The sequence below is a fragment of the Spartinivicinus marinus genome (genome assembly GCF_026309355.1).
GTDB classification, from domain to species: Bacteria; Pseudomonadota; Gammaproteobacteria; order Pseudomonadales; family Zooshikellaceae; genus Spartinivicinus; species Spartinivicinus marinus.
In genome coordinates, this window is record NZ_JAPJZK010000001.1 from 3418054 (window position 1) to 3436737 (window position 18684).

General features: G+C 44.3%; 15 protein-coding genes. 14 read left to right on the forward strand and 1 reads right to left on the reverse strand.

All coding sequences use genetic code 11. The features are described 5' to 3' along the window. Window positions 1-127: 127 nt before the first annotated feature. The gene (orn, locus tag OQE68_RS15405) at window positions 128-694 is read left to right on the forward strand and encodes an oligoribonuclease (RefSeq protein WP_180568732.1); all 567 of its coding nucleotides are present in this window, start codon (window positions 128-130) and stop codon (window positions 692-694) included. A 3-nt stretch (window positions 695-697) separates the two neighbouring features. On the opposite strand, the gene queG is transcribed toward orn, so the two are convergent. Continuing rightward, window positions 698-1777, reverse strand: coding sequence for a tRNA epoxyqueuosine(34) reductase QueG (gene queG, locus OQE68_RS15410; RefSeq protein WP_180568731.1), 1080 nt, complete (start codon window positions 1775-1777; stop codon window positions 698-700). 253 nt (window positions 1778-2030) lie between these two features. Here queG and OQE68_RS15415 point away from each other — a divergent pair, with 253 nt between their 5' ends. From OQE68_RS15415 to rnr, 13 genes are all read left to right on the forward strand, one after another. Further along, window positions 2031-3566: an NAD(P)H-hydrate dehydratase gene (locus OQE68_RS15415; RefSeq protein WP_180568730.1), complete on the forward strand. Its 1536-nt coding sequence runs from the start codon at window positions 2031-2033 to the stop codon at window positions 3564-3566. Beyond that, entirely contained in the window at window positions 3559-4023 is a 465-nt protein-coding gene (gene tsaE / locus OQE68_RS15420) for a tRNA (adenosine(37)-N6)-threonylcarbamoyltransferase complex ATPase subunit type 1 TsaE (RefSeq protein ID WP_180568729.1), read from the forward strand. The genes OQE68_RS15415 and tsaE overlap by 8 nt, the downstream gene beginning before the upstream one ends. Before the next feature lie 75 nt (window positions 4024-4098). After that, the gene (locus OQE68_RS15425; RefSeq protein WP_180568728.1) at window positions 4099-5415 is read left to right on the forward strand and encodes an N-acetylmuramoyl-L-alanine amidase; all 1317 of its coding nucleotides are present in this window, start codon (window positions 4099-4101) and stop codon (window positions 5413-5415) included. 50 nt (window positions 5416-5465) lie between these two features. Continuing rightward, on the forward strand, window positions 5466-7364 hold the full coding sequence (gene mutL / locus OQE68_RS15430) for a DNA mismatch repair endonuclease MutL (RefSeq protein WP_180568727.1): 1899 nt from the start codon (window positions 5466-5468) through the stop codon (window positions 7362-7364). Between the two features lie 93 nt (window positions 7365-7457). Next, on the forward strand, window positions 7458-8369 hold the full coding sequence (miaA, locus tag OQE68_RS15435) for a tRNA (adenosine(37)-N6)-dimethylallyltransferase MiaA (protein WP_180568743.1): 912 nt from the start codon (window positions 7458-7460) through the stop codon (window positions 8367-8369). A gap of 256 nt (window positions 8370-8625) precedes the next feature. Next, on the forward strand, window positions 8626-8880 hold the full coding sequence (gene hfq, locus OQE68_RS15440) for an RNA chaperone Hfq (RefSeq protein WP_180568726.1): 255 nt from the start codon (window positions 8626-8628) through the stop codon (window positions 8878-8880). An 11-nt stretch (window positions 8881-8891) separates the two neighbouring features. Further along, window positions 8892-10187 carry a ribosome rescue GTPase HflX gene (gene hflX, locus OQE68_RS15445; RefSeq protein ID WP_180568725.1) on the forward strand — a complete coding sequence of 432 codons (1296 nt, stop codon included), beginning with the start codon at window positions 8892-8894 and terminating at the stop codon, window positions 10185-10187. A 186-nt stretch (window positions 10188-10373) separates the two neighbouring features. Next, window positions 10374-11555 (forward strand): FtsH protease activity modulator HflK, encoded by a 1182-nt coding sequence (hflK, locus tag OQE68_RS15450; protein ID WP_180568724.1) that lies wholly within the window; start codon window positions 10374-10376, stop codon window positions 11553-11555. Then, window positions 11552-12625: a protease modulator HflC gene (hflC, locus tag OQE68_RS15455; protein ID WP_180568723.1), complete on the forward strand. Its 1074-nt coding sequence runs from the start codon at window positions 11552-11554 to the stop codon at window positions 12623-12625. The genes hflK and hflC overlap by 4 nt, the downstream gene beginning before the upstream one ends. 151 nt (window positions 12626-12776) lie before the next feature. Further along, window positions 12777-12971, forward strand: coding sequence for a DUF2065 domain-containing protein (locus OQE68_RS15460; protein ID WP_180568722.1), 195 nt, complete (start codon window positions 12777-12779; stop codon window positions 12969-12971). Window positions 12972-13119: 148 nt separating this feature from the next. Continuing rightward, a complete protein-coding gene (locus tag OQE68_RS15465) occupies window positions 13120-14292 on the forward strand; it encodes an ATP phosphoribosyltransferase regulatory subunit (RefSeq protein ID WP_180568721.1) in 1173 nt (390 codons plus the stop codon). 63 nt (window positions 14293-14355) lie between these two features. Further along, entirely contained in the window at window positions 14356-15648 is a 1293-nt protein-coding gene (locus OQE68_RS15470; RefSeq protein ID WP_180568720.1) for an adenylosuccinate synthase, read from the forward strand. A 459-nt stretch (window positions 15649-16107) separates the two neighbouring features. Next, complete coding sequence (rnr, locus tag OQE68_RS15475; RefSeq protein ID WP_180568719.1) at window positions 16108-18645, forward strand: ribonuclease R; 2538 nt, start codon at window positions 16108-16110, stop codon at window positions 18643-18645. Window positions 18646-18684: the final 39 nt, after the last annotated feature.

Below are 18684 nucleotides of genomic sequence, written 5' to 3' on the forward strand. Positions count from 1 at the left end.
AAACAGTTTGCTCGAAGTCATTAATCGGCATTATCATTGAGCGAAATTTGTGAATCAATACTATCACTATGTATTAAGGCGCGTTTAAATTAAATGTAAGCCGCTTTATCCGATTAAGGATGCGTTGATGTCGAAAGCTGAAAACCTGATCTGGATTGACCTTGAAATGACAGGGCTAGACCCTGAACAGCACCGGATTATAGAGATTGCCACTATCGTGACAGATCGGGATTTAGAAGTAATTGCTGAAGGCCCCGTTTTTGCTATTCACCAGCCGGAAGAGCATATGCTAACCATGGATGAGTGGTGTACCACAACCCATGGGCAAACAGGACTTACCGAGCGGGTAAAAAACAGCAATATTGATGAAGCGCACGCGGAAAAACTTACCATTGAGTTCTTGCAACAATTTGTTGATGCAGGGATATCGCCTATGTGTGGTAATACCATCGGCCAGGACCGGCGTTTTTTAGTGAAGTATATGCCTAAGTTGGAAAAATTCTTTCACTATCGCAGTATTGATGTCAGCACTCTCAAAGAACTTGCCCAGCGTTGGACCCCGGAAATTTTGAAACACATCAACAAGAAAAACTCTCATCTGGCTTTAGAGGATATTCGCGAGTCAATTGAAGAGCTTCGCTATTATCGAGAGCACTTTATTCGTCTAGATGCTAAATCCAGAGAGCCAAGCTAACATCTAACATTGAGTCTTGGAGCTCAGATGCTGCTCTAATGCCCACTCGATATGTTCTCTGACTAACTCAGAAGCACCTGCCAAGCGGCTTTTTAGAGCGTCTATCACGGCTGTTGAGGTGGGTGCATTTCCTAACCCTACCGCAAGGTTTCGAAGCCAGCCCTGATACCCTGAGCGGCGGATAGGTGAGCCTGCTGTACGATTAAGAAACTCTTCCTCAGTCCATAAGAAGAGCTCCACTAAAGATGAGCTGTCCAGCTTATGGCGGGGTAAAAAGTCTGTTTCTTGAGTTGGTTTGGCAAAGCGATTCCAGGGGCAAACCAGCTGACAGTCATCACAGCCAAAAACCCGGTTACCCATCTTGCTTCTTAGTTCTACAGGAATAGAGCCTTTTAACTCGATAGTGAGGTAAGAAATACAGCGTCGGGCATCTAGCTGATAGGGGCCAGCAAAAGCATCCGTTGGACAGATATCTAGGCAAGCTGTGCAGCGGCCACAGTGATTTTTTTCAGTGGGAGAGTCTGTGGGTAACGGCAAATCAGTAAACAGCTCACCCAGAAAGAACCAGGAGCCAGCCTTGCGATTAAGTACTAAGGTATTTTTGCCAATCCAGCCTATACCAGCTTGCTCAGCAATGGCTTTTTCTAGAATGGGAGCACTATCGACAAAGGCTCGATAGCCGAATTCGCCAACAGCCTCGGTGATTTTGGTTGCGAGTTTGGCTAAGCGTTTGCGAATGACTTTGTGATAGTCACGGCCAAGTGCGTAGCGAGAAATGTAAGCCTGGCTGGGGTCATCTAGAATTCGAATGGTTTCTGTATCTCCAGGCAAATAATCCATTCTGGCGCTAATCACCGTTAATGTGCCAGGTACAAGCTCAGCGGGGCGGCTGCGTTTAGTACCATGAACTGCCATATAGTCCAGTTCACCATGATACCCAGTAGCCAGCCAGTCGTTTAAGTACTGTTCGTGGGGGCCAAGGTCGATGCCACTGATACCAACCTCTTGAAAGCCAAGCTCTCTTCCCCAGTGTTTGATATCGGCTGCAAGTGAATTCAGCTTAGTTTCAGGTAACTGCTTCATGATAGATGAAAAGCCTAGCAACAACTATTGGGAACTTGAATAGTGGGGCATTGGTCGAATTGATATTTCTGGGTGTCGATATTGATATGCCAGTAATGGATAGGCTTGACAAAAGTTAGCTTTCATTGGTGACAGAAGATAGCTGACGTATAATTGCTAAATACATTTAATTTCAACGTTCATTTCAGTTTCAGAAAACGTCATTTCAATGTGCACCCTTAAAGTGCATTGGGGGTTAACATCAATAACGCTTATGGCCAATAGTCTATCACATACGCTCTATACAGCCGAGCAAGTTCGGCAGCTAGATTATAATGCGATTCATCAGCAAGGGATTGCAGGCTACACCTTAATGGAGCGTGCGGGTAAAGCAACCTTTCGGCTACTCAGGCAGTATTGTGAACAGTGGTTTGGAAAAGAGTCCTTTCACCTTCAGGTACTGTGTGGCTCAGGAAATAATGCAGGAGATGGTTTTATTGTAGCTGGTTTGGCAAAGCAAAAAGGCATTGAAGTTGAGGTCATAGCTGTAGGTGATCCAGGCAAACTTAAGGGTGATGCCTTGACTGCATATCAGTGGTGCCAGGCGCAATCAGTATCAATAACCCCTTGGCAAGAAAATTTGCAGCTAACCGCTGATGTGTTTGTAGATGCTTTGTTGGGCACAGGGCTAAAAGGTCCAGTGAGAGAAACCTATGCTTCTGTTATCGAGCAGCTCAATAGCACCTACAAGCCAGTAATTGCAGTTGATATCCCTTCAGGCTTGTGTGCAGACACTGGCACTGTGTTGGGGGTGGCAGTTAAAGCAAGAAGCACCATCACTTTTATCGGGCGTAAGCGAGGGCTCTATACCCATCATGGATGTGAGTTGACTGGTGAAGTTCACTTTGCTGACTTGGCTGTACCTGAACTGGTATATCATACAACCCCTTGTAACAGTTATCTGCTTGACCCCAGTCGCTACCTAACATGTTTACCTGAGCGTTATAAAAACAGCCATAAAGGAGCTTTTGGCCATTTAGTACTAATTGGTGGTGATCATAGTATGGGAGGTGCCATTACCATGGCTGCTGAAGCTGCCCTGCATGCAGGCGTTGGGCTGGTCTCTGTAGTGACTCGCCCGGAGCAAGTTGGCGGCTTGCAAGCACGCTGCCCAGAAATAATGGTGATAGGCTGTGATAACCCCGGGCAAATTCCCCGACTGTTAATTGGTAAATCAGCTCTGGTTATAGGTCCTGGGCTGGGTCAGAGCCGCTGGTCTCGTGAGTGCTTGTTAGCAGCGATTGATTCAGGTCTGCCCCTGGTATTGGATGCTGATGGGTTGAACTTGCTGGCGGTGGAGCCAACTTTACTAGAGCAAAAGAAAAGTGACTGGTTATTGACGCCCCACCCAGGGGAAGCTGCTCGACTGTTGGGTGTATCCAGCCAGCAAATACAACAAAATCGCTTTGCTTCAGTGGAGCAGCTAGCTAGTCAATATCAAAGCACTGCGGTACTAAAAGGAGCTGGTAGTTTAGTGTGTGCTAAAGGGCTAATCCAACTGGCTAATGTAGGCAATCCGGGTATGGCTGTGGGTGGTATGGGGGATGTGTTAAGTGGCCTGCTTGGGGCTCTCATAGCTCAAGGGCTAAGTACAGCCGAGGCTGCCGGGTTAGGCACCTGGTTGCATAGTTACAGTGCAGATCAATTAGTAAAGTTGGTGGGTGGTTATTTTGGGTTGAGAGCAACTGAGCTTATCCCTCTGATCAGAAAACAGATAAACCAGATGGCAGTGAAGAGTAAGTATGGTTGAAGATATTACATTTCTGCTGGCAAATGAGGCTGCAACCGTTGATTTTGGTAAGCAGCTTGCATTAGCCGCAGATGGTAAAGGAATTTTTTATTTAGAAGGTAATTTAGGGGCTGGAAAAACCACATTGTGTCGAGGTGTGCTGCAAGTACTAGGTCATCAAGGCTCAGTAAAAAGCCCTACTTACACCTTGGTTGAGCCTTATGAGTTAGCCAATCATAAGGTTTACCACTTTGATTTGTATCGGTTAGGGGAGCCTGAAGAGCTGGAGTTCTTGGGGGTAAGAGACTATCTGCAGGATGACAACCTGTGCTTGATTGAGTGGCCAGAAAGAGGTGAAGGCTTTTTACCCATAGCAGACCTTACCGTGACACTGAGCTATCGGAGCCAGGGGCGGACAGTGAGGCTCACTGCTCATACTGAGAAAGGCCATCAGGTTTGCCAAAGAATAACAAGGTGAGAGCCTTGCAAAATGCCAGAGCACATGACACTTTGCACGTCCTCTAACAAATGATCATAAGGAGTCATCAGATAGATGAGACTCAGTTGTCTTTTTGTTTTGATTTGGCTTGGCTTGGGGGTAGTAAGCCAAGCAGCAACAATAGAAGGAATTCGGGTTTGGCCTGCACCTGACAACACTCGCCTGGTATTTGACCTGTCAGGTCCTGTCGAGCACAAGGTGTTTAAGCTGGATAATCCAGATCGGCTGGTGATTGATTTAGAGTCAGCCAGCTTGAAAGCATCGCTTGATAAACTGGATGTTACTAAAACACCAATTAAAAAAATCCGCTCAGGTCGACGTAAAACGGGAGGCCTGCGAGTCGTGCTGGACTTAAAGCAGCCACTTAAGCCAAAAAGCTTTGTGTTGAAGCCTAATAATACCTATGGCGATCGACTGGTGATTGATTTGTACGAGCAGGTTAAAACTCCTATCAAATCAGTAGATCATGTGGCTAAAACCACGGCCCCTATTGGTCAGCGAGATGTGATTATTGCCATCGATGCTGGGCATGGTGGTGAAGACCCAGGCGCTGTCGGTTTTGGTCGATTGCGGGAAAAAGACGTGGTGCTTTCAATTGCCAGAAAGTTGGCGTACCTGCTGGAGCAGGAGCCTGGCTTTAAACCTGTACTACTTCGTAAAGGTGACTACTACATCGGACTAAGGCGCAGAACTCAAATGGCCCGAGAGGCCAATGCTGATATGTTTATTTCAGTACATGCGGATGCGTTTAAAAATCGGCGTGCCCGAGGAGCTTCGGTATTTGCATTATCACAACGAGGAGCCACCTCTGAAGCTGCGCGTTGGCTAGCTAGCCGCGAAAATAATGCAGACTTGATTGGGGGTGTAGGTAGTGTCAGCCTGGATGATAAAGATAAAGTGCTAGCAGGGGTGTTGTTAGACCTATCGATGACCGCTAGCTTAACTGCCAGCCTGGATGTAGGCAGCAAGGTGTTAAGGCGTTTGGGTGGTTTTAATCGGCTGCATAAACGGCATGTAGAGCAAGCAGCTTTTGTGGTGCTGAAGTCGCCAGATATTCCTTCTATTTTGGTTGAAACTGGCTTTATCTCGAATCCAACAGAGTCAAAGAAACTAGCTAATAAATCTCATCAGCGACAGTTGGCCAGAGCTATCTTCTCCGGTATTAAAGAATATTTTGAAGATCGCCCACCACCAGGTACACTACTGGCCGCTCGAGTAAGTCACACGCTTACTCGTTATGTCATTCGCAGAGGGGATACCCTTTCTACCATTGCTGCTCGTCACAATGTGTCTGTTGCCAGTATCCGTCGAGCCAATAAATTGGCAGCCGATGTGATTCGTGAAGGGCAAGTGCTGCAAATTCCCAATTAATCGCTTGAACCAAAGCTTGAATTAAAACTAGTCGCTTGAACTAACGCTGTATGAAACGAATTCAATTATTAAGTACTCGATTAGCTAACCAGATCGCGGCTGGTGAGGTGGTAGAAAGGCCTGCATCGGTTGCTAAAGAACTGTTGGAAAATGCTGTTGATGCAGGTGCAACTCGTGTTGATATTGAAGTTGAGCAGGGTGGAATCAAACTGCTGAAAATCCGTGATAATGGCTCTGGCATCGTAAAAGACGATTTACCTCTGTCGTTAAGTCGTCACGCTACCAGTAAAATTACTGAGCTAGAAGACCTTGAGGCTGTTGCTAGTTTGGGGTTTAGGGGAGAAGCGTTGGCGAGTATCAGTTCGGTTTCTCGACTGACATTAACGTCTGCAGTTAAAGGCCAGTCTAGTGCCTGGCGGGTGCAAACCGAAGGGCGAGACATGCAGCCAGTGGTGTCTCCTTCTGCTCATCCAGTAGGTACGACGGTTGAGGTCAGGGATTTATTTTTTAATACGCCTGCCAGGCGTAAATTTCTTAAAACGGAAAAAACAGAGTTTGGTCACCTGGAAGAAGTTGTAAAGCGACTGGCCTTAAGCCGCTTTGATGTTAGTTTTAATTTGCGTCATAACCAGCGCACTATTCATCAGTTAAAAGCAGCAAAAACGCAGCAAGAAAAAGATCGGCGAGTAGCCCAAACCTGTGGTCCAGATTTTATTGAAAATGCGGTTTGTCTGGATGTTGAGTCGGCTGGTATGAGGCTTTGGGGCTGGGTGGGGTTACCTACCTATTCACGCAGCCAGGCAGACTTGCAGTATTTCTTTGTTAATGGTCGGGTGATTCGTGACAAGCTGGTAAGTCATGCTGTGAGACAGGCTTATCGAGATGTACTCTATAATGGCCGGCATCCAACGTTTGTATTGTATTTAAGCGTTGACCCAGCCTCTGTTGATGTCAATGTTCATCCCACCAAGCATGAAGTGCGATTTCGAGATAGCCGCACTGTCCATAACTTTTTGTTTAGTACCTTGCACCATGCCCTAGCAGAGGTACGTCCCGGTGATCAGCTGACTTCAGCATCATCTCAGCCAGTAACTGATAACCGCTTGACTGCTACAAGTAAGCCTGCTGCTACAGGTGCATCTGCGGGTGAGTTTCAAGAGCAAGAGCAAATACGCTTTAATCAGCCTGCTAGTAGTCAGTCTATTTTTGGTGGTCAGCCCAGTATGCCAACTCAGCAGCCAACCAAACATCAGGTTGCTGAGCAGCTGGCCGGTTATGGCAAACTGGCTGAGGCAGCCGATGAAATTATTGCAGCCCAGTCGGGCCCTTCGATGGAGTCAGTAGAGGCTAATAACGAGCCTGAAATACCTCCGCTGGGCTTTGCGTTAGCGCAGCTAAAAGGTATCTATATATTGGCTGAAAACCAGCATGGGTTGGTGCTGGTAGATATGCATGCGGCTCATGAGCGAATTACTTATGAGCGAATGAAACAGTCTTATCAAGCGGAAGGAATTAAGTGTCAGCCGGTGCTGGTGCCGGAGTCTGTAGCAGTGAGCCAGCGAGAAGCAGACTGTGCCGAGGAATTTCAAACATTATTTACCAGCCTGGGCTTCGAACTATTACGAATGGGGCCTGAAACTATAGTAGTTAAAGCCATCCCCTCGCTGTTAAAACAAGCCCATATCAGCCAGCTGGTTCGTGATGTGTTGTCTGACTTAATAGAACATGGCACCAGTGATCGCATTCAGGCACATATTAATGAAATTTTGGCGACAATAGCCTGTCATGGCTCCGTGCGCGCTAACCGTAAACTCACTCATCCAGAGATGAATGCATTGCTTCGTGATATGGAGCGAACTGAGCGAAGTGGTCAATGTAATCACGGCCGACCTACCTGGACACAACTCTCTGTAGCCGAGCTGGATAAACTGTTTTTAAGGGGCCGATAACCCTTAAAAAATATTGTGATTAAAGCGTAGTAAGTAGTGAAAAATAATCCAAATAACCTGACCAATCAGACTAAACCAGCTGTTATTTTTTTAATGGGGCCAACGGCATCAGGTAAAACTGATTTGGCGATAGACATTTATAAACAATTACCTTGTGAGTTAATTAGTGTCGACTCGGCACTGGTATACAAAGGGATGGATATTGGTACTGCAAAACCAACACCTGAAATATTAGCTGAGTTTCCCCATCATTTAATTGATATAAAAGACCCGGCTGAACCATATTCTGCAGCCGACTTTCGTGTTGATGCAGCGCAATTAATAGCAGACATAATTGCTAGAAAAAAAATCCCCTTACTGGTGGGTGGCACCATGCTTTATTTTAAAGCGCTTAAAGATGGGCTTGCGGAAATGCCTGCTGCTGATGACGTAATCAGACAACAGATTTCAGCAGAAGCAAGTCAGCATGGTTGGGCATACATCCATGCTCAGCTAGCATCGGTTGATCCAGAGTCTGCGCAACGGATTCACCCAAATGACCCTCAACGGTTGCAGCGAGCATTAGAGGTTTATCGAAGTTCGGGGAAAACCATGACCCAGTTTCGACGAGAACAGCAGTTTCAGCGGCAAAGTTTTCCTTATCACGTTATAAGTTTGGCTGTGGCGCCCAAAGAGCGCAAAGTCTTGCATCAGCGAATTGAAAAGCGTTTTTTGCAAATGATTGATCAAGGCTTTTTGACAGAAGTAACAGCGCTTAGACAACGCGCTGACCTTAACTGTAACCTGCCATCAATTCGTTCGGTGGGTTATCGCCAGGCTTGGGAATATTTGGCGGGGGAACTAAGCTATGAAGAGATGATCGAAAAAGGCATTGTTGCTACACGTCAGCTGGCGAAGCGTCAATTTACCTGGTTGCGCAGTTGGCCTAAGCTGCACTGGTTTGACAGCCTTGATCAGGATTTACCGGCCCAGACCTTGAAATTTGTGGAGCAGGCACTTATATAGAGCTTAAGTTTTAATTTTAAGCTATCATATACAGCTAGCTCGGCTATTAACGTTTGCGCTTATCGCTGCTAACACTGGAAATGGTAACAGGTATTGAAGCTTTTTTGCTAAAGCTGTTGACCTATTTATACCCGTCAAAATGGTTTTAAACTACGTGTTGGGTATAACTTCTAGGTTTGAAGTTTTATAAGCGGATTATTTTATTATTAGTAAGCATTTTTTAATTTTTTTGATATTTAATTAAAGGAGTACAGCAATGTCAAAAGGGCATTCTCTACAAGACCCTTACTTGAACGTGTTGCGCAAAGATCGTATACCTGTTTCTATTTACTTGGTTAATGGTATTAAGCTGCAAGGACAAATTGAGTCTTTTGATCAGTTTGTTATTTTGCTGAAAAATACTGTCAGCCAGATGGTATATAAACATGCTATTTCTACAGTGGTTCCCACCCGAGCAGTTAGACTGCCAATGCAAGGGCAGGAGCAAACTGGCGAGCCCGGTAATAATTAAGGAGTTTGTCTTTGTTTTTTGAACGCCATCAAGGTGGCGAACAAGCGGTATTGGTACATCCTGAGTTAATCAGTGACCAAGATAGGGAAGACCCCCGTGAATTTAAAGAGCTAGTTAGCTCTGCGGGGGCGAACCCAATAGCCTTTCTAACTATCTCCAAGCAACAGCCCAACCCAAAATATCTGGTGGGTAGTGGTAAGCTCGAAGAAATTCGCCAGCAAGTTAAAGCCCATGAAGCAGAGCTGGTGATTTTTAATCACGCCTTAAGTCCCTCTCAGGAACGCAATCTGGAAAAAGAATTGCAGTGTCGAGTACTGGATCGTACTGGCCTGATTCTGGATATTTTTGCCCAGCGGGCGCGTACCCATGAAGGTAAGCTACAAGTTGAGCTGGCTCAGCTGCAGCATATGAGTACACGCTTAGTAAGAGGTTGGACTCACTTAGAAAGACAGAAAGGTGGGATCGGTTTACGTGGGCCTGGTGAAACTCAGTTAGAAACAGACCGACGCTTGCTTCGTGCACGAATTAAGTCAATTACTAAACGCTTGGAAAAAGTGCGAAAACAGCGTGACCAAGGGCGTCGAGCCCGCAAGCGGGCAGAAGTGCCAAGTATCTCCTTTGTAGGTTATACCAACGCTGGTAAATCAACGCTATTTAATTATTTAACGGCAGCTGATGTCTATGCTGCTGATCAGTTATTTGCCACATTGGACCCAACCCTAAGAAGAATAAAAGTACCAGATTTAGGTCCAGTTGTTTTGGCTGATACTGTGGGCTTTATTCGGCATTTGCCGCATAAGCTGGTAGAGGCTTTTAGGGCAACTCTTGAAGAAACGGTAATGGCTGATCTGTTGGTTCATGTCGTTGATATCAGTGACCCAAACTATCAAGACAATATTGAGCAAGTGGAAGCCGTCCTAAAAGAAATTGGTGCCAATGAGTTGCCTAGTCTTCAGGTATACAACAAGATAGACCAATTGTCTGATGTACAGCCACGAGTCGATTATAATGAACAGGGAGTGCCCACCCGGGTTTGGTTGTCTGCTCAACAAGGTAATGGCACTGAGTTATTAGTTAAGGCCATTGCTGAGCATATGGGGGATCAATTAATTCAGCAAACCATTACTTTAACCCCTCAGCAAAGTCGGTTAAGAGCACAGTTTTATGAGTTGGGAGTGGTGCAGTCTGAGTCAATAGATGCAGCTGGCAATACGCTGGTAAAAATCAGAATGCCAAAGCAGGACTACGATAGGTTGTTAGGTCGTTCTGGGTTAAAACCAGAGGCTTTATTGTCAGTAACCCATTAATAAGGGTACGGGTTGAAGGCAGCAACTGTCGCTCTTACAATGCACAGTCGTAGATTTATCCGAATTAACTAGTATCATAGCCATAACAACAACTTTGTTAAGGAGCACCTTCTAATATAGCGAATGTGTTATTGGGAAGTGCACCTATCAGCTTACTAATCCAACACTGGTGTAATGGAGAAGTTTATGGCCTGGAATGAACCGGGTGGTAACGGAAATGATAAAGATCCCTGGGGCAACGGGGGGAATCGTGGCAATAATAACCAAGGTCCTCCTGATCTGGATGAAGCTTTCCGTAAATTAAATGAAAAAATTGGCAGCCTGTTCGGTGGCAAAGGTGGTGGCCAAGGCGGCAGATCATCTGGCTCTGCTGCGGGTGGTATTTTCCCAATCGCTTTTGTTTTGCTTGCCGTCTTATATTTTTGGAGTGCTGCATTTACTGTGGATGAAAAGGAGCAAGTAGTTGTCTTGCGGTTTGGTGAGTATAAAGAAACCGTAGGGCCAGGCTTGCACTTTTACTTCCCTCCAATTGACTCGAAATTTCAGGAAAATGTAACTGAGCTGCGAACTTACAATGTAAGGCAGAAGATGTTGACTGAAGATGAAAATATCGTCGAAGTCTCTTTGTCGGTTCAATACAATGTTTCCAACCTGAAAAACTATGTGCTGGAAATTGCTGATCCAATCAGTACGCTGGAACAGGCAACTCAAAGTGCCTTACGTCATGTGGTAGGTACTTCAAAAATGCACTCAGTATTAACAGAAGGCCGTAGTATTATTTCTGCTGAAGTGGCTGAAAGACTTCAGGCTTATGTTAATGACTATAAATCGGGCCTTTACATTAGCAAAATCAACGTAGAAAGCACTCAGCCACCAAGAGAAGTGCAAGCTGCTTTTGATGATGTGATTCGTGCTAGGGAAGACCGTGAGCGGGTGCAAAATAAGGCAATTGCTTACCGTAATGCGATTCTTCCTCAGGCAAAAGGTAAAAGTAAGCGGATAACAGAAGAGGCTCAGGCCTATAAAGCTGAAATAACGGCGAAGGCTAATGGTGAAACTTCTCGCTTTAAGCAGGTGCTAGTTGAGTATAAAAAAGCACCAGAAATTACCCGTAGTCGAATGTATATAGAAACGATTCAAGATGTACTAGGTGAAACCAATAAAGTGATTGTTGATGTGGAAGGTGGTAATAACCTGATGTATTTACCGCTAGACAAACTCATGGGAGCTAACCCAACGGCACCTACCTCTCTAACTGGTCAGCCTGTTCTTACTCAGCAAGAGATGGATGCAATAGCTGATAAAGTAGCTGGACAACTACGTAAGCGTACTTCTTCAAATCGAACTGGTGGGAGGGTTGCAAGATGACAGGTAAAAGCTTAGCAACCATTATTATTGCCTTAGCTATTGTTATTGTTGGCTGGGAATCAGCTTATATTGTCAGCGAGCGTGAGCGGGCAGTGGTGCTACGGTTTGGTCAGGTTAAAAACCCTGATGTGCCAGCAGGCCTCCACTTTAAAGCGCCATTTATTGACAAGGTGAAACTCTTTGATGGCCGGTTACTAACGTTAGATGCAGCTCAAGAACGCTTTTTTACTCAGGAAAAAAAGGCGCTAGTTGTTGACTCTTTTGTAAAGTGGCGAATAGCTGATGTACAGCGTTTTTATACAGCAACATCAGGCAACATTATTCAAGCCAATCGGCTACTGTCACAGCTAATTGAATCAGGCTTGCGTAACTTGATTGCCCAGTGTGAGCTAAAAGAAGTTGTGTCAGGTAAGTCTAACATTAAGAAACGTTCTCGCTTTAAGTGTGCGCAGGAAACGCTGGTGCTAGATGATAGTGCAGTTCAGCTTGCTGCTGGTGTTGAAATAGCAAAAACGGCTGTACAGAAAGCAGCAGCTAAAGCTGCAGCAAGTGCCGCAGAAGAAGAGCCTGAAGACCTGCGTGACAAGCTGATTTTCAGCATTAAAAAAAGCTTGAATGAACAAGTGCAAATTAAAGAAAAGTATGGCATTGAAATTGTGGATGTGCGCTTTAAGCGAATTGATTTGCCAGAACAGGTGAGTGATTCAGTCTATGAAAGGATGATTACTGAGCGGGAAAAAGAGGCTCAGGAAATTCGTTCATTTGGTAAGCAAAAAGCAGAAGAAATTCGTGCTGAAGCGGATCGTGAGCGTCGTGAACTGTTAGCGAAAGCCTATCAGATTGCTGAACAATTACGAGGTGAAGGTGACCAGGAAGCAGCGGCTGTTTATGCAGAAGCTTATGGCAGTGACCAAGAGTTTTATAACTTTTACCGTAGTTTACAAGCTTACCGTCAGGCCTTTAAGCAGCAAGGCGATATTATGGTGTTAAAGCCTGAAAGTGATTTCTTTAAATATTTGAAAACACCTCATGCAATAACAAATACTTCTAGTGCAGAAAATAATCAATAAACATGGTAGAAGTGCTATTGGCAGAATAGTTGGTTATTTGATCAGCTGCTTGTAATGAGCTGGTTGAAATCGCTTCAATTCTGCTAATAAATCATGTTAGTATCATCCAAACCGGGTTATCACCCGGTTTTTTTATTGCCTAAGGGAAAGCATGAATTTTTGGCACGAGTTATTAGTTGCATTTTGCCTCATGTTGGTCATTGAAGGGATTATTCCTTTTTTGTACCCCAGTCGGTGGCGTGACTTAGTGGCAAAACTAGCAACCTTTGATGACCGCCAATTACGGCTAGCTGGTTTGGTAAGCATGCTAGCTGGGACTGGCTTGTTATATTTAATTAATTCGTAATTTGACCAGTAAAGCCCAAAATATTCTTGCTGGTGTAGACTATAAGTGTGCACTTCTTAAGCTAAATAAATTGAGAGCTTTTTTGATTTAAAGAAGCTGACGTTAAAAAGCCAACAGAGACACTATCCATAAAAAGGCCGGATATAACATGACAATTGCAGATCGTTGGTTATTGCCGGACGGTATAGATGAGGTGTTACCGCCTGCAGCAATGCAAATTGAACAGCTAAGGCGAAAACTTCTCGACCTTTACCATTGCTGGGGTTATGACCTGGTTATTCCTCCTCATCTTGAGTATCTAGAGTCCCTCCAAGCAGGAGCGGGCCATGATCTTGATTTACAAACCTTTAAAATAATTGATCAACTAACTGGGCGGTTATTAGGGTTACGTGCTGATACTACGCCTTCTGTAGCAAGAATGGATGCACATACCTTAAAACGAGAAGGTCCGGTTAGACTGTGTTATGCAGGCAGTGTTTTTCATACCAAGCCTTGTTCGTTGGCTGCTTCTCGTAGCCCAATTCAGGTGGGAGCAGAGTTATATGGCCATTCTGGTATAGCCAGTGATGTTGAGGTCATTAGCTTAATGTTGGAAACACTGAATAGCTTAACTATTCAAAATGTTTATTTGGATATGGGCCATGTGGGGATTTTTCGTGGCTTAGTGGCTCAAGCCCAATTATCTGAAGAGCGTCAGCAAGAATTGTTTGATATTTTGCAGCGTAAAGATGCTACGGAGCTAGCGGACTTTGTAGCTAATTATGTTGATGATGTTGATGTAGCCAATATGTTGTTGGCTCTACCTGAGTTATCAGGTGATTTTGATACATTGAAACAGGCAAGAACTGTTTTATCAAATGCCAATGAAAATGTGCACAATGCTATTCGCACGCTTGAACAAGTGGGTTTAGCTGTTCGTCAGTTTAGTTCGTCGCTAACGATTTACTTCGACCTGTGTGAGTTAAGAGGTTATAACTACCATACAGGTATTTTATTTGCGGCTTATGTACCAGGCCAAGGACAAGCAGTTGCCCAGGGTGGCCGTTATGATGGTATTGGTAAAGTATTTGGTCGCTCTCGTCCAGCAACAGGATTTAGTTCTGACTTAAAAGTATTGCTTGATTTAATAGCACCTTCAGAGCCTGCTGATAATGCGATTTGGGCGCCTATTGATGTGCCGTTTGAAGCAGTCCAGGCATTGCGAGCTCAGGGTGAAAGGGTTGTTAGAGAACTACCAGACCAAGTACAGCAGCCAAAAGAGTTAGGGTGCAATCGAAAACTACAGCTTATAAATGAGAGCTGGCAAATAGCTCCATTTTGATTAGTTTTTGGTTAATAAGTGACTAAAGGTTATTTAAGTTAATTTAAATTTAGAGATGTGATCATGGGTAAAAATGTTGTTGTGCTTGGCACACAATGGGGTGATGAAGGCAAAGGGAAAATTGTTGATTTGCTTACAGAGCGTGTAGCGGCCGTTGCGCGTTTTCAGGGTGGCCATAATGCCGGTCATACCTTGGTAATTGATGGCAAAAAAACAGTATTGCATTTAATTCCTTCTGGCATTTTACGCGATAACGTCAAGTGTTATATCGGTAATGGGGTGGTGTTAGCGCCAGATGCATTGCTAAAAGAAATGGCCGAATTAGAAAAAAATGGTGTACCTGTTAGAGAGCGGTTACGTCTTAGCCCTGCTTGTCCATTAATTTTACCTTTCCATGTTGCTCTGGATTTAGCGCGCGAAAAATTCCGTGGTAAAGAGAAAATAGGTACCACAGGCCGTGGAATTGGCCCAGCTTATGAAGACAAAGCTGCTCGCCGGGGCTTACGACTGGGTGATCTGCTGAATAAAGAGCGGTTTGCAGAAAAACTAAAAGAAGTGATGGACTATCATAATTTTGTCCTTACTCAATATTATCAAGAACAGCCATTAGATTATCAGCAAGTATTAGCTGATGCCTTAACAATGGCTGAACAGCTTACCCCGTTAATCAGTAATGTAGTGGAAGATTTGCATAACTATCGTAAAGCGGGCGATGATATTTTATTTGAAGGTGCTCAAGGCTCACTGCTGGATATAGATCATGGCACTTACCCTTTTGTCACTTCTTCCAATACAACAGCAGGTGGTACAGCCACAGGTAGTGGCTTTGGCCCTCTATATTTAGACTATGTGTTGGGTATAACTAAAGCTTACACAACACGTGTTGGGGCTGGTCCATTCCCAACAGAGTTAGACTGTGGTGTTGGTAAGCATCTAGCTGAAAAAGGTCATGAGTTTGGAGCGACTACTGGACGTGCTCGTCGATGTGGCTGGTTTGACGCAGAAGCTTTACGTTACTCCGTACAAATTAACAGTATCTCTGGCTTGTGCTTAACCAAGCTGGATGTGTTGGATGGCCTGGAAACCATTAAAATCTGTAAAGGCTATCTAGCTAAGGGCCAAAATATTACTGGCTCGCCATTTGATGCTGATAATTATCAAAATATGGAGCCGATTTATGAGGAAATGCCTGGTTGGCAGGAGTCTACCATCGGCTTGCAGTCTTATGAGCAGCTGCCTGAAAATGCTAAAGCTTATATTAAGCGAGTGGAAGAGCTGGTTGGCGCACCTATAGATATTATTTCAACTGGTCCAGACCGGAAGGAAACAATTGTACTACGGCACCCTTTTAGTTAAACTTTGAGCCGTTTAAGCCAAGTGCTGCCTTGTAACCTGAACAGGGCAGCATGTCTATAAGCAAGTCACCTTATAAATACGACAACAGCTTAAGTAAAGCAGTGATATAAACACGGTAAATAAACGAAATAACAAAGAAAAAAGCTAAACAGTGAAGTAGAAATTGATAAAAGCTCGAAAACAGTTGTAGCCTCCCAATAGATCCTCACATTTTGAATAGCCAGCGCTAAAGGTATATTCTTTAGTTGACGATGAGCTAACAGTCCACCGACAATATCTTTTAATGATATAAGATGAACTTTGTTGGTTTGAAGATTATCCATAGCCTTTGTTACGACAAATCGTGTGTATATGTACTGACCTTCAAAAAGGAGGTTTTATAATTAACAATTTAAGGGCATTTATATTTAGCCATTAAGGGCTAAAAGCCCACAATATTTTAGGAAAAAAAGTAACAATATGCCTGAATGGTGGAAAGAAAAAGATCCGCAAGCAGCGGAAGAAGCAGAAAAATACGCAAACCCTATTCCTAGCCGAGAGCTCATTATGGAGCTGCTTGAGGAGCGTGGAGCACCGGCTAGTCATGCAGCAATTTGCAAAGCACTAGATTTAACTTCTGATGAACATAAAGAGGCTCTACGCAGGCGACTGAGAGCCATGCAAAGGGATGGGCAGCTCCTGCAAACTCGTCGAGGCGCATTTGGTTTGGCGTCCAAAATGGACTTAGTCCAAGGTTTGGTCATGGGGCATCGGGATGGCTACGGCTTTTTAATCCCACAAGATGGCAGTGATGATTTATTTTTATCAGCCAAGCAAATGCGTCAGGTGCTGGATGGTGATCGGGTTATGGCCCGAGTGGCCTCTGTGGACCGAAAAGGAAAAAGAGAAGGCGTAATTGTTGAGGTGCTGGAACGTAATACCCATCAATTAGTGGGCCGCTACTTTACTGAAAGTGGTGTTTCCTTTGTGGTGCCGGATAACAAACGAGTTAGTGTTGATATCCAAATTGAACCTGGCCCTTTGCAGGCAATACAGGGCCAATATGTGATGGTTGAGCTGGTTGAACAGCCTTCTTTACACCGACAACCCATTGGCATCGTTAAAGAAGTGTTGGGTGACCATATGGCGCCAGGGATGGAAATTGATGTAGCTATTCGTGCCCATAATATTCCTCATCAATGGCCTGAACAAGTGCTAGCAGAAATTCAGCAATTTACTGATCATGTTGATGAGTCCGATAAAAAAGCACGTCATGATTTACGGCAATTGCCTTTTGTTACCATTGATGGTGAAGACGCTAAAGACTTTGATGATGCAGTCTATTGTGAGGCCAAACGTGGTGGAGGTTGGCGACTATACGTTGCAATTGCAGATGTATCCCATTATGTAAAAGTAGATGGTGCGCTAGATAAAGAGGCATTTTTACGGGGTAACTCAGTTTATTTTCCAGAGCATGTAGTACCCATGTTGCCAGAGGTGTTGTCCAACGGTTTGTGTTCGTTAAACCCAAAAGTTGACAGGCTGGCAATGGTTTGTGAAATGACCGTAAGTGCCAAAGGTAAACTTAGTGGTTATTGCTTTTATGAGGCTGTGATTCACTCCCATGGGAGGCTCACTTATAACCAGGTTAATAAAATGTTGACCCTGGCCAATAGTCAGGAGGGAAAATCACTTTGTAAGCAGTTTGCACCACTGTTGCCGCATTTGAATAATTTATTTGGCCTGTATCATGTGTTGCGTGAAGCCCGTGAAAAACGGGGTGCCATTGATTTTGAAACGACAGAAACACAAATAGTTTTTGGTGAAAACCGTAAAATTGAGCGGATAATTCCAACAGAGCGTAATGAAGCCCATAAGCTAATTGAAGAGTGTATGCTGTGCGCGAATGTTGCCACTGCTCGGTTTTTAGAAAAACATCAATTGCCAGCATTATATCGAGTGCATGAAGGGCCGAAATCAGAAAAGCTGCTTAATTTGAAAAGCTTTTTAGGTGAGTTAGGGTTGGTTTTAAAATCAAATAAACCAAAGCCTGCTGACTATCAGGACTTAATGGAACAAATAGCTGAGCGACCAGATGCTCATATTATTCAAACCATGTTATTGCGCTCGCTCAGTCAAGCGGTGTATCAGCCAGAAAATAAAGGGCACTTTGGACTAGCTTATAAAGCCTACACCCATTTTACTTCGCCTATTCGCCGCTACCCTGACTTGCTAGTACACCGGGCTATTCGTCATGTGATTCGTAGTAACAATGAATCAGCGAATGTGAAACGGGCAAAGGGCGCTCGGGTGATAGCCAAGAAAAATATTCTCCCTTACCAGCCAGCGGATATGATGGCATTGGGCGAGCACTGCTCAATGACAGAAAGGCGTGCAGATGATGCAACTCGTGATGTTGTTGATTGGTTAAAGTGTGAGTTTATCCAAGGTCATATTGGTGAAACTTATGCAGGAGTAATCTCTGCAGTCACTGGGTTTGGTATTTTTGTTGAGCTGACTGACTTTTATATTGAAGGGCTAGTACATATTAGTAATCTGCCAGGTGATTATTATCATTTTGATCCTGCTCATCAACGCTTGCGGGGTGAGCGCACAGGCGTGACTTATCGTTTGGGGGATCCAATTACTGTTACTGTTGCTCGCGTTAATTTAGACGACAAGAAAATTGATTTTGAAGTGGCTGAGTTTACGCCTTCCAAGCGTAAAGGAAAGCATAAAGGGAAAAGAAATGAAGCAAAGTCAGCTGATAAATCGAGAAAAAAAACAGCTAAAAGGAAATCTCACTTAAGAGGTTCGGTAGAAAAAGCGCAGCCAGGAAAAAAGAAGCGGAAAGCTGTTAAAGTCGATTCAGAAAAAAACGTGAATAGGAAAAATAAGCCTAAACATAAAGCCAAGAAGTCTTCTAATCAAGAGGCGCTTGGTGGTCAGGCGGCAGCGCCTAAAAGTGGAACAAAAATACCAAGAAAACGGTCAGCTAAACGAAAGCCTGTAAGCTGAAACTTGGGTTAAACAGCATAAGTCGTTTTTTAAGTAACT

What these genes read in the sequence shown, in the direction of transcription:
- orn (WP_180568732.1), top strand. Translation starts at nt 128, where the DNA reads ATGTCGAAAGCTGAAAACCTGATCTGGATTGACCTTGAAATGACAGGG.
- queG (WP_180568731.1), bottom strand. Translation starts at nt 1,777, where the DNA reads ATGAAGCAGTTACCTGAAACTAAGCTGAATTCACTTGCAGCCGATATC.
- OQE68_RS15415 (WP_180568730.1), top strand. Translation starts at nt 2,031, where the DNA reads ATGGCCAATAGTCTATCACATACGCTCTATACAGCCGAGCAAGTTCGG.
- tsaE (WP_180568729.1), top strand. Translation starts at nt 3,559, where the DNA reads ATGGTTGAAGATATTACATTTCTGCTGGCAAATGAGGCTGCAACCGTT.
- OQE68_RS15425 (WP_180568728.1), top strand. Translation starts at nt 4,099, where the DNA reads ATGAGACTCAGTTGTCTTTTTGTTTTGATTTGGCTTGGCTTGGGGGTA.
- mutL (WP_180568727.1), top strand. Translation starts at nt 5,466, where the DNA reads ATGAAACGAATTCAATTATTAAGTACTCGATTAGCTAACCAGATCGCG.
- miaA (WP_180568743.1), top strand. Translation starts at nt 7,458, where the DNA reads ATGGGGCCAACGGCATCAGGTAAAACTGATTTGGCGATAGACATTTAT.
- hfq (WP_180568726.1), top strand. Translation starts at nt 8,626, where the DNA reads ATGTCAAAAGGGCATTCTCTACAAGACCCTTACTTGAACGTGTTGCGC.
- hflK (WP_180568724.1), top strand. Translation starts at nt 10,374, where the DNA reads ATGGCCTGGAATGAACCGGGTGGTAACGGAAATGATAAAGATCCCTGG.
- hflC (WP_180568723.1), top strand. Translation starts at nt 11,552, where the DNA reads ATGACAGGTAAAAGCTTAGCAACCATTATTATTGCCTTAGCTATTGTT.
- OQE68_RS15460 (WP_180568722.1), top strand. Translation starts at nt 12,777, where the DNA reads ATGAATTTTTGGCACGAGTTATTAGTTGCATTTTGCCTCATGTTGGTC.
- OQE68_RS15465 (WP_180568721.1), top strand. Translation starts at nt 13,120, where the DNA reads ATGACAATTGCAGATCGTTGGTTATTGCCGGACGGTATAGATGAGGTG.
- OQE68_RS15470 (WP_180568720.1), top strand. Translation starts at nt 14,356, where the DNA reads ATGGGTAAAAATGTTGTTGTGCTTGGCACACAATGGGGTGATGAAGGC.
- rnr (WP_180568719.1), top strand. Translation starts at nt 16,108, where the DNA reads ATGCCTGAATGGTGGAAAGAAAAAGATCCGCAAGCAGCGGAAGAAGCA.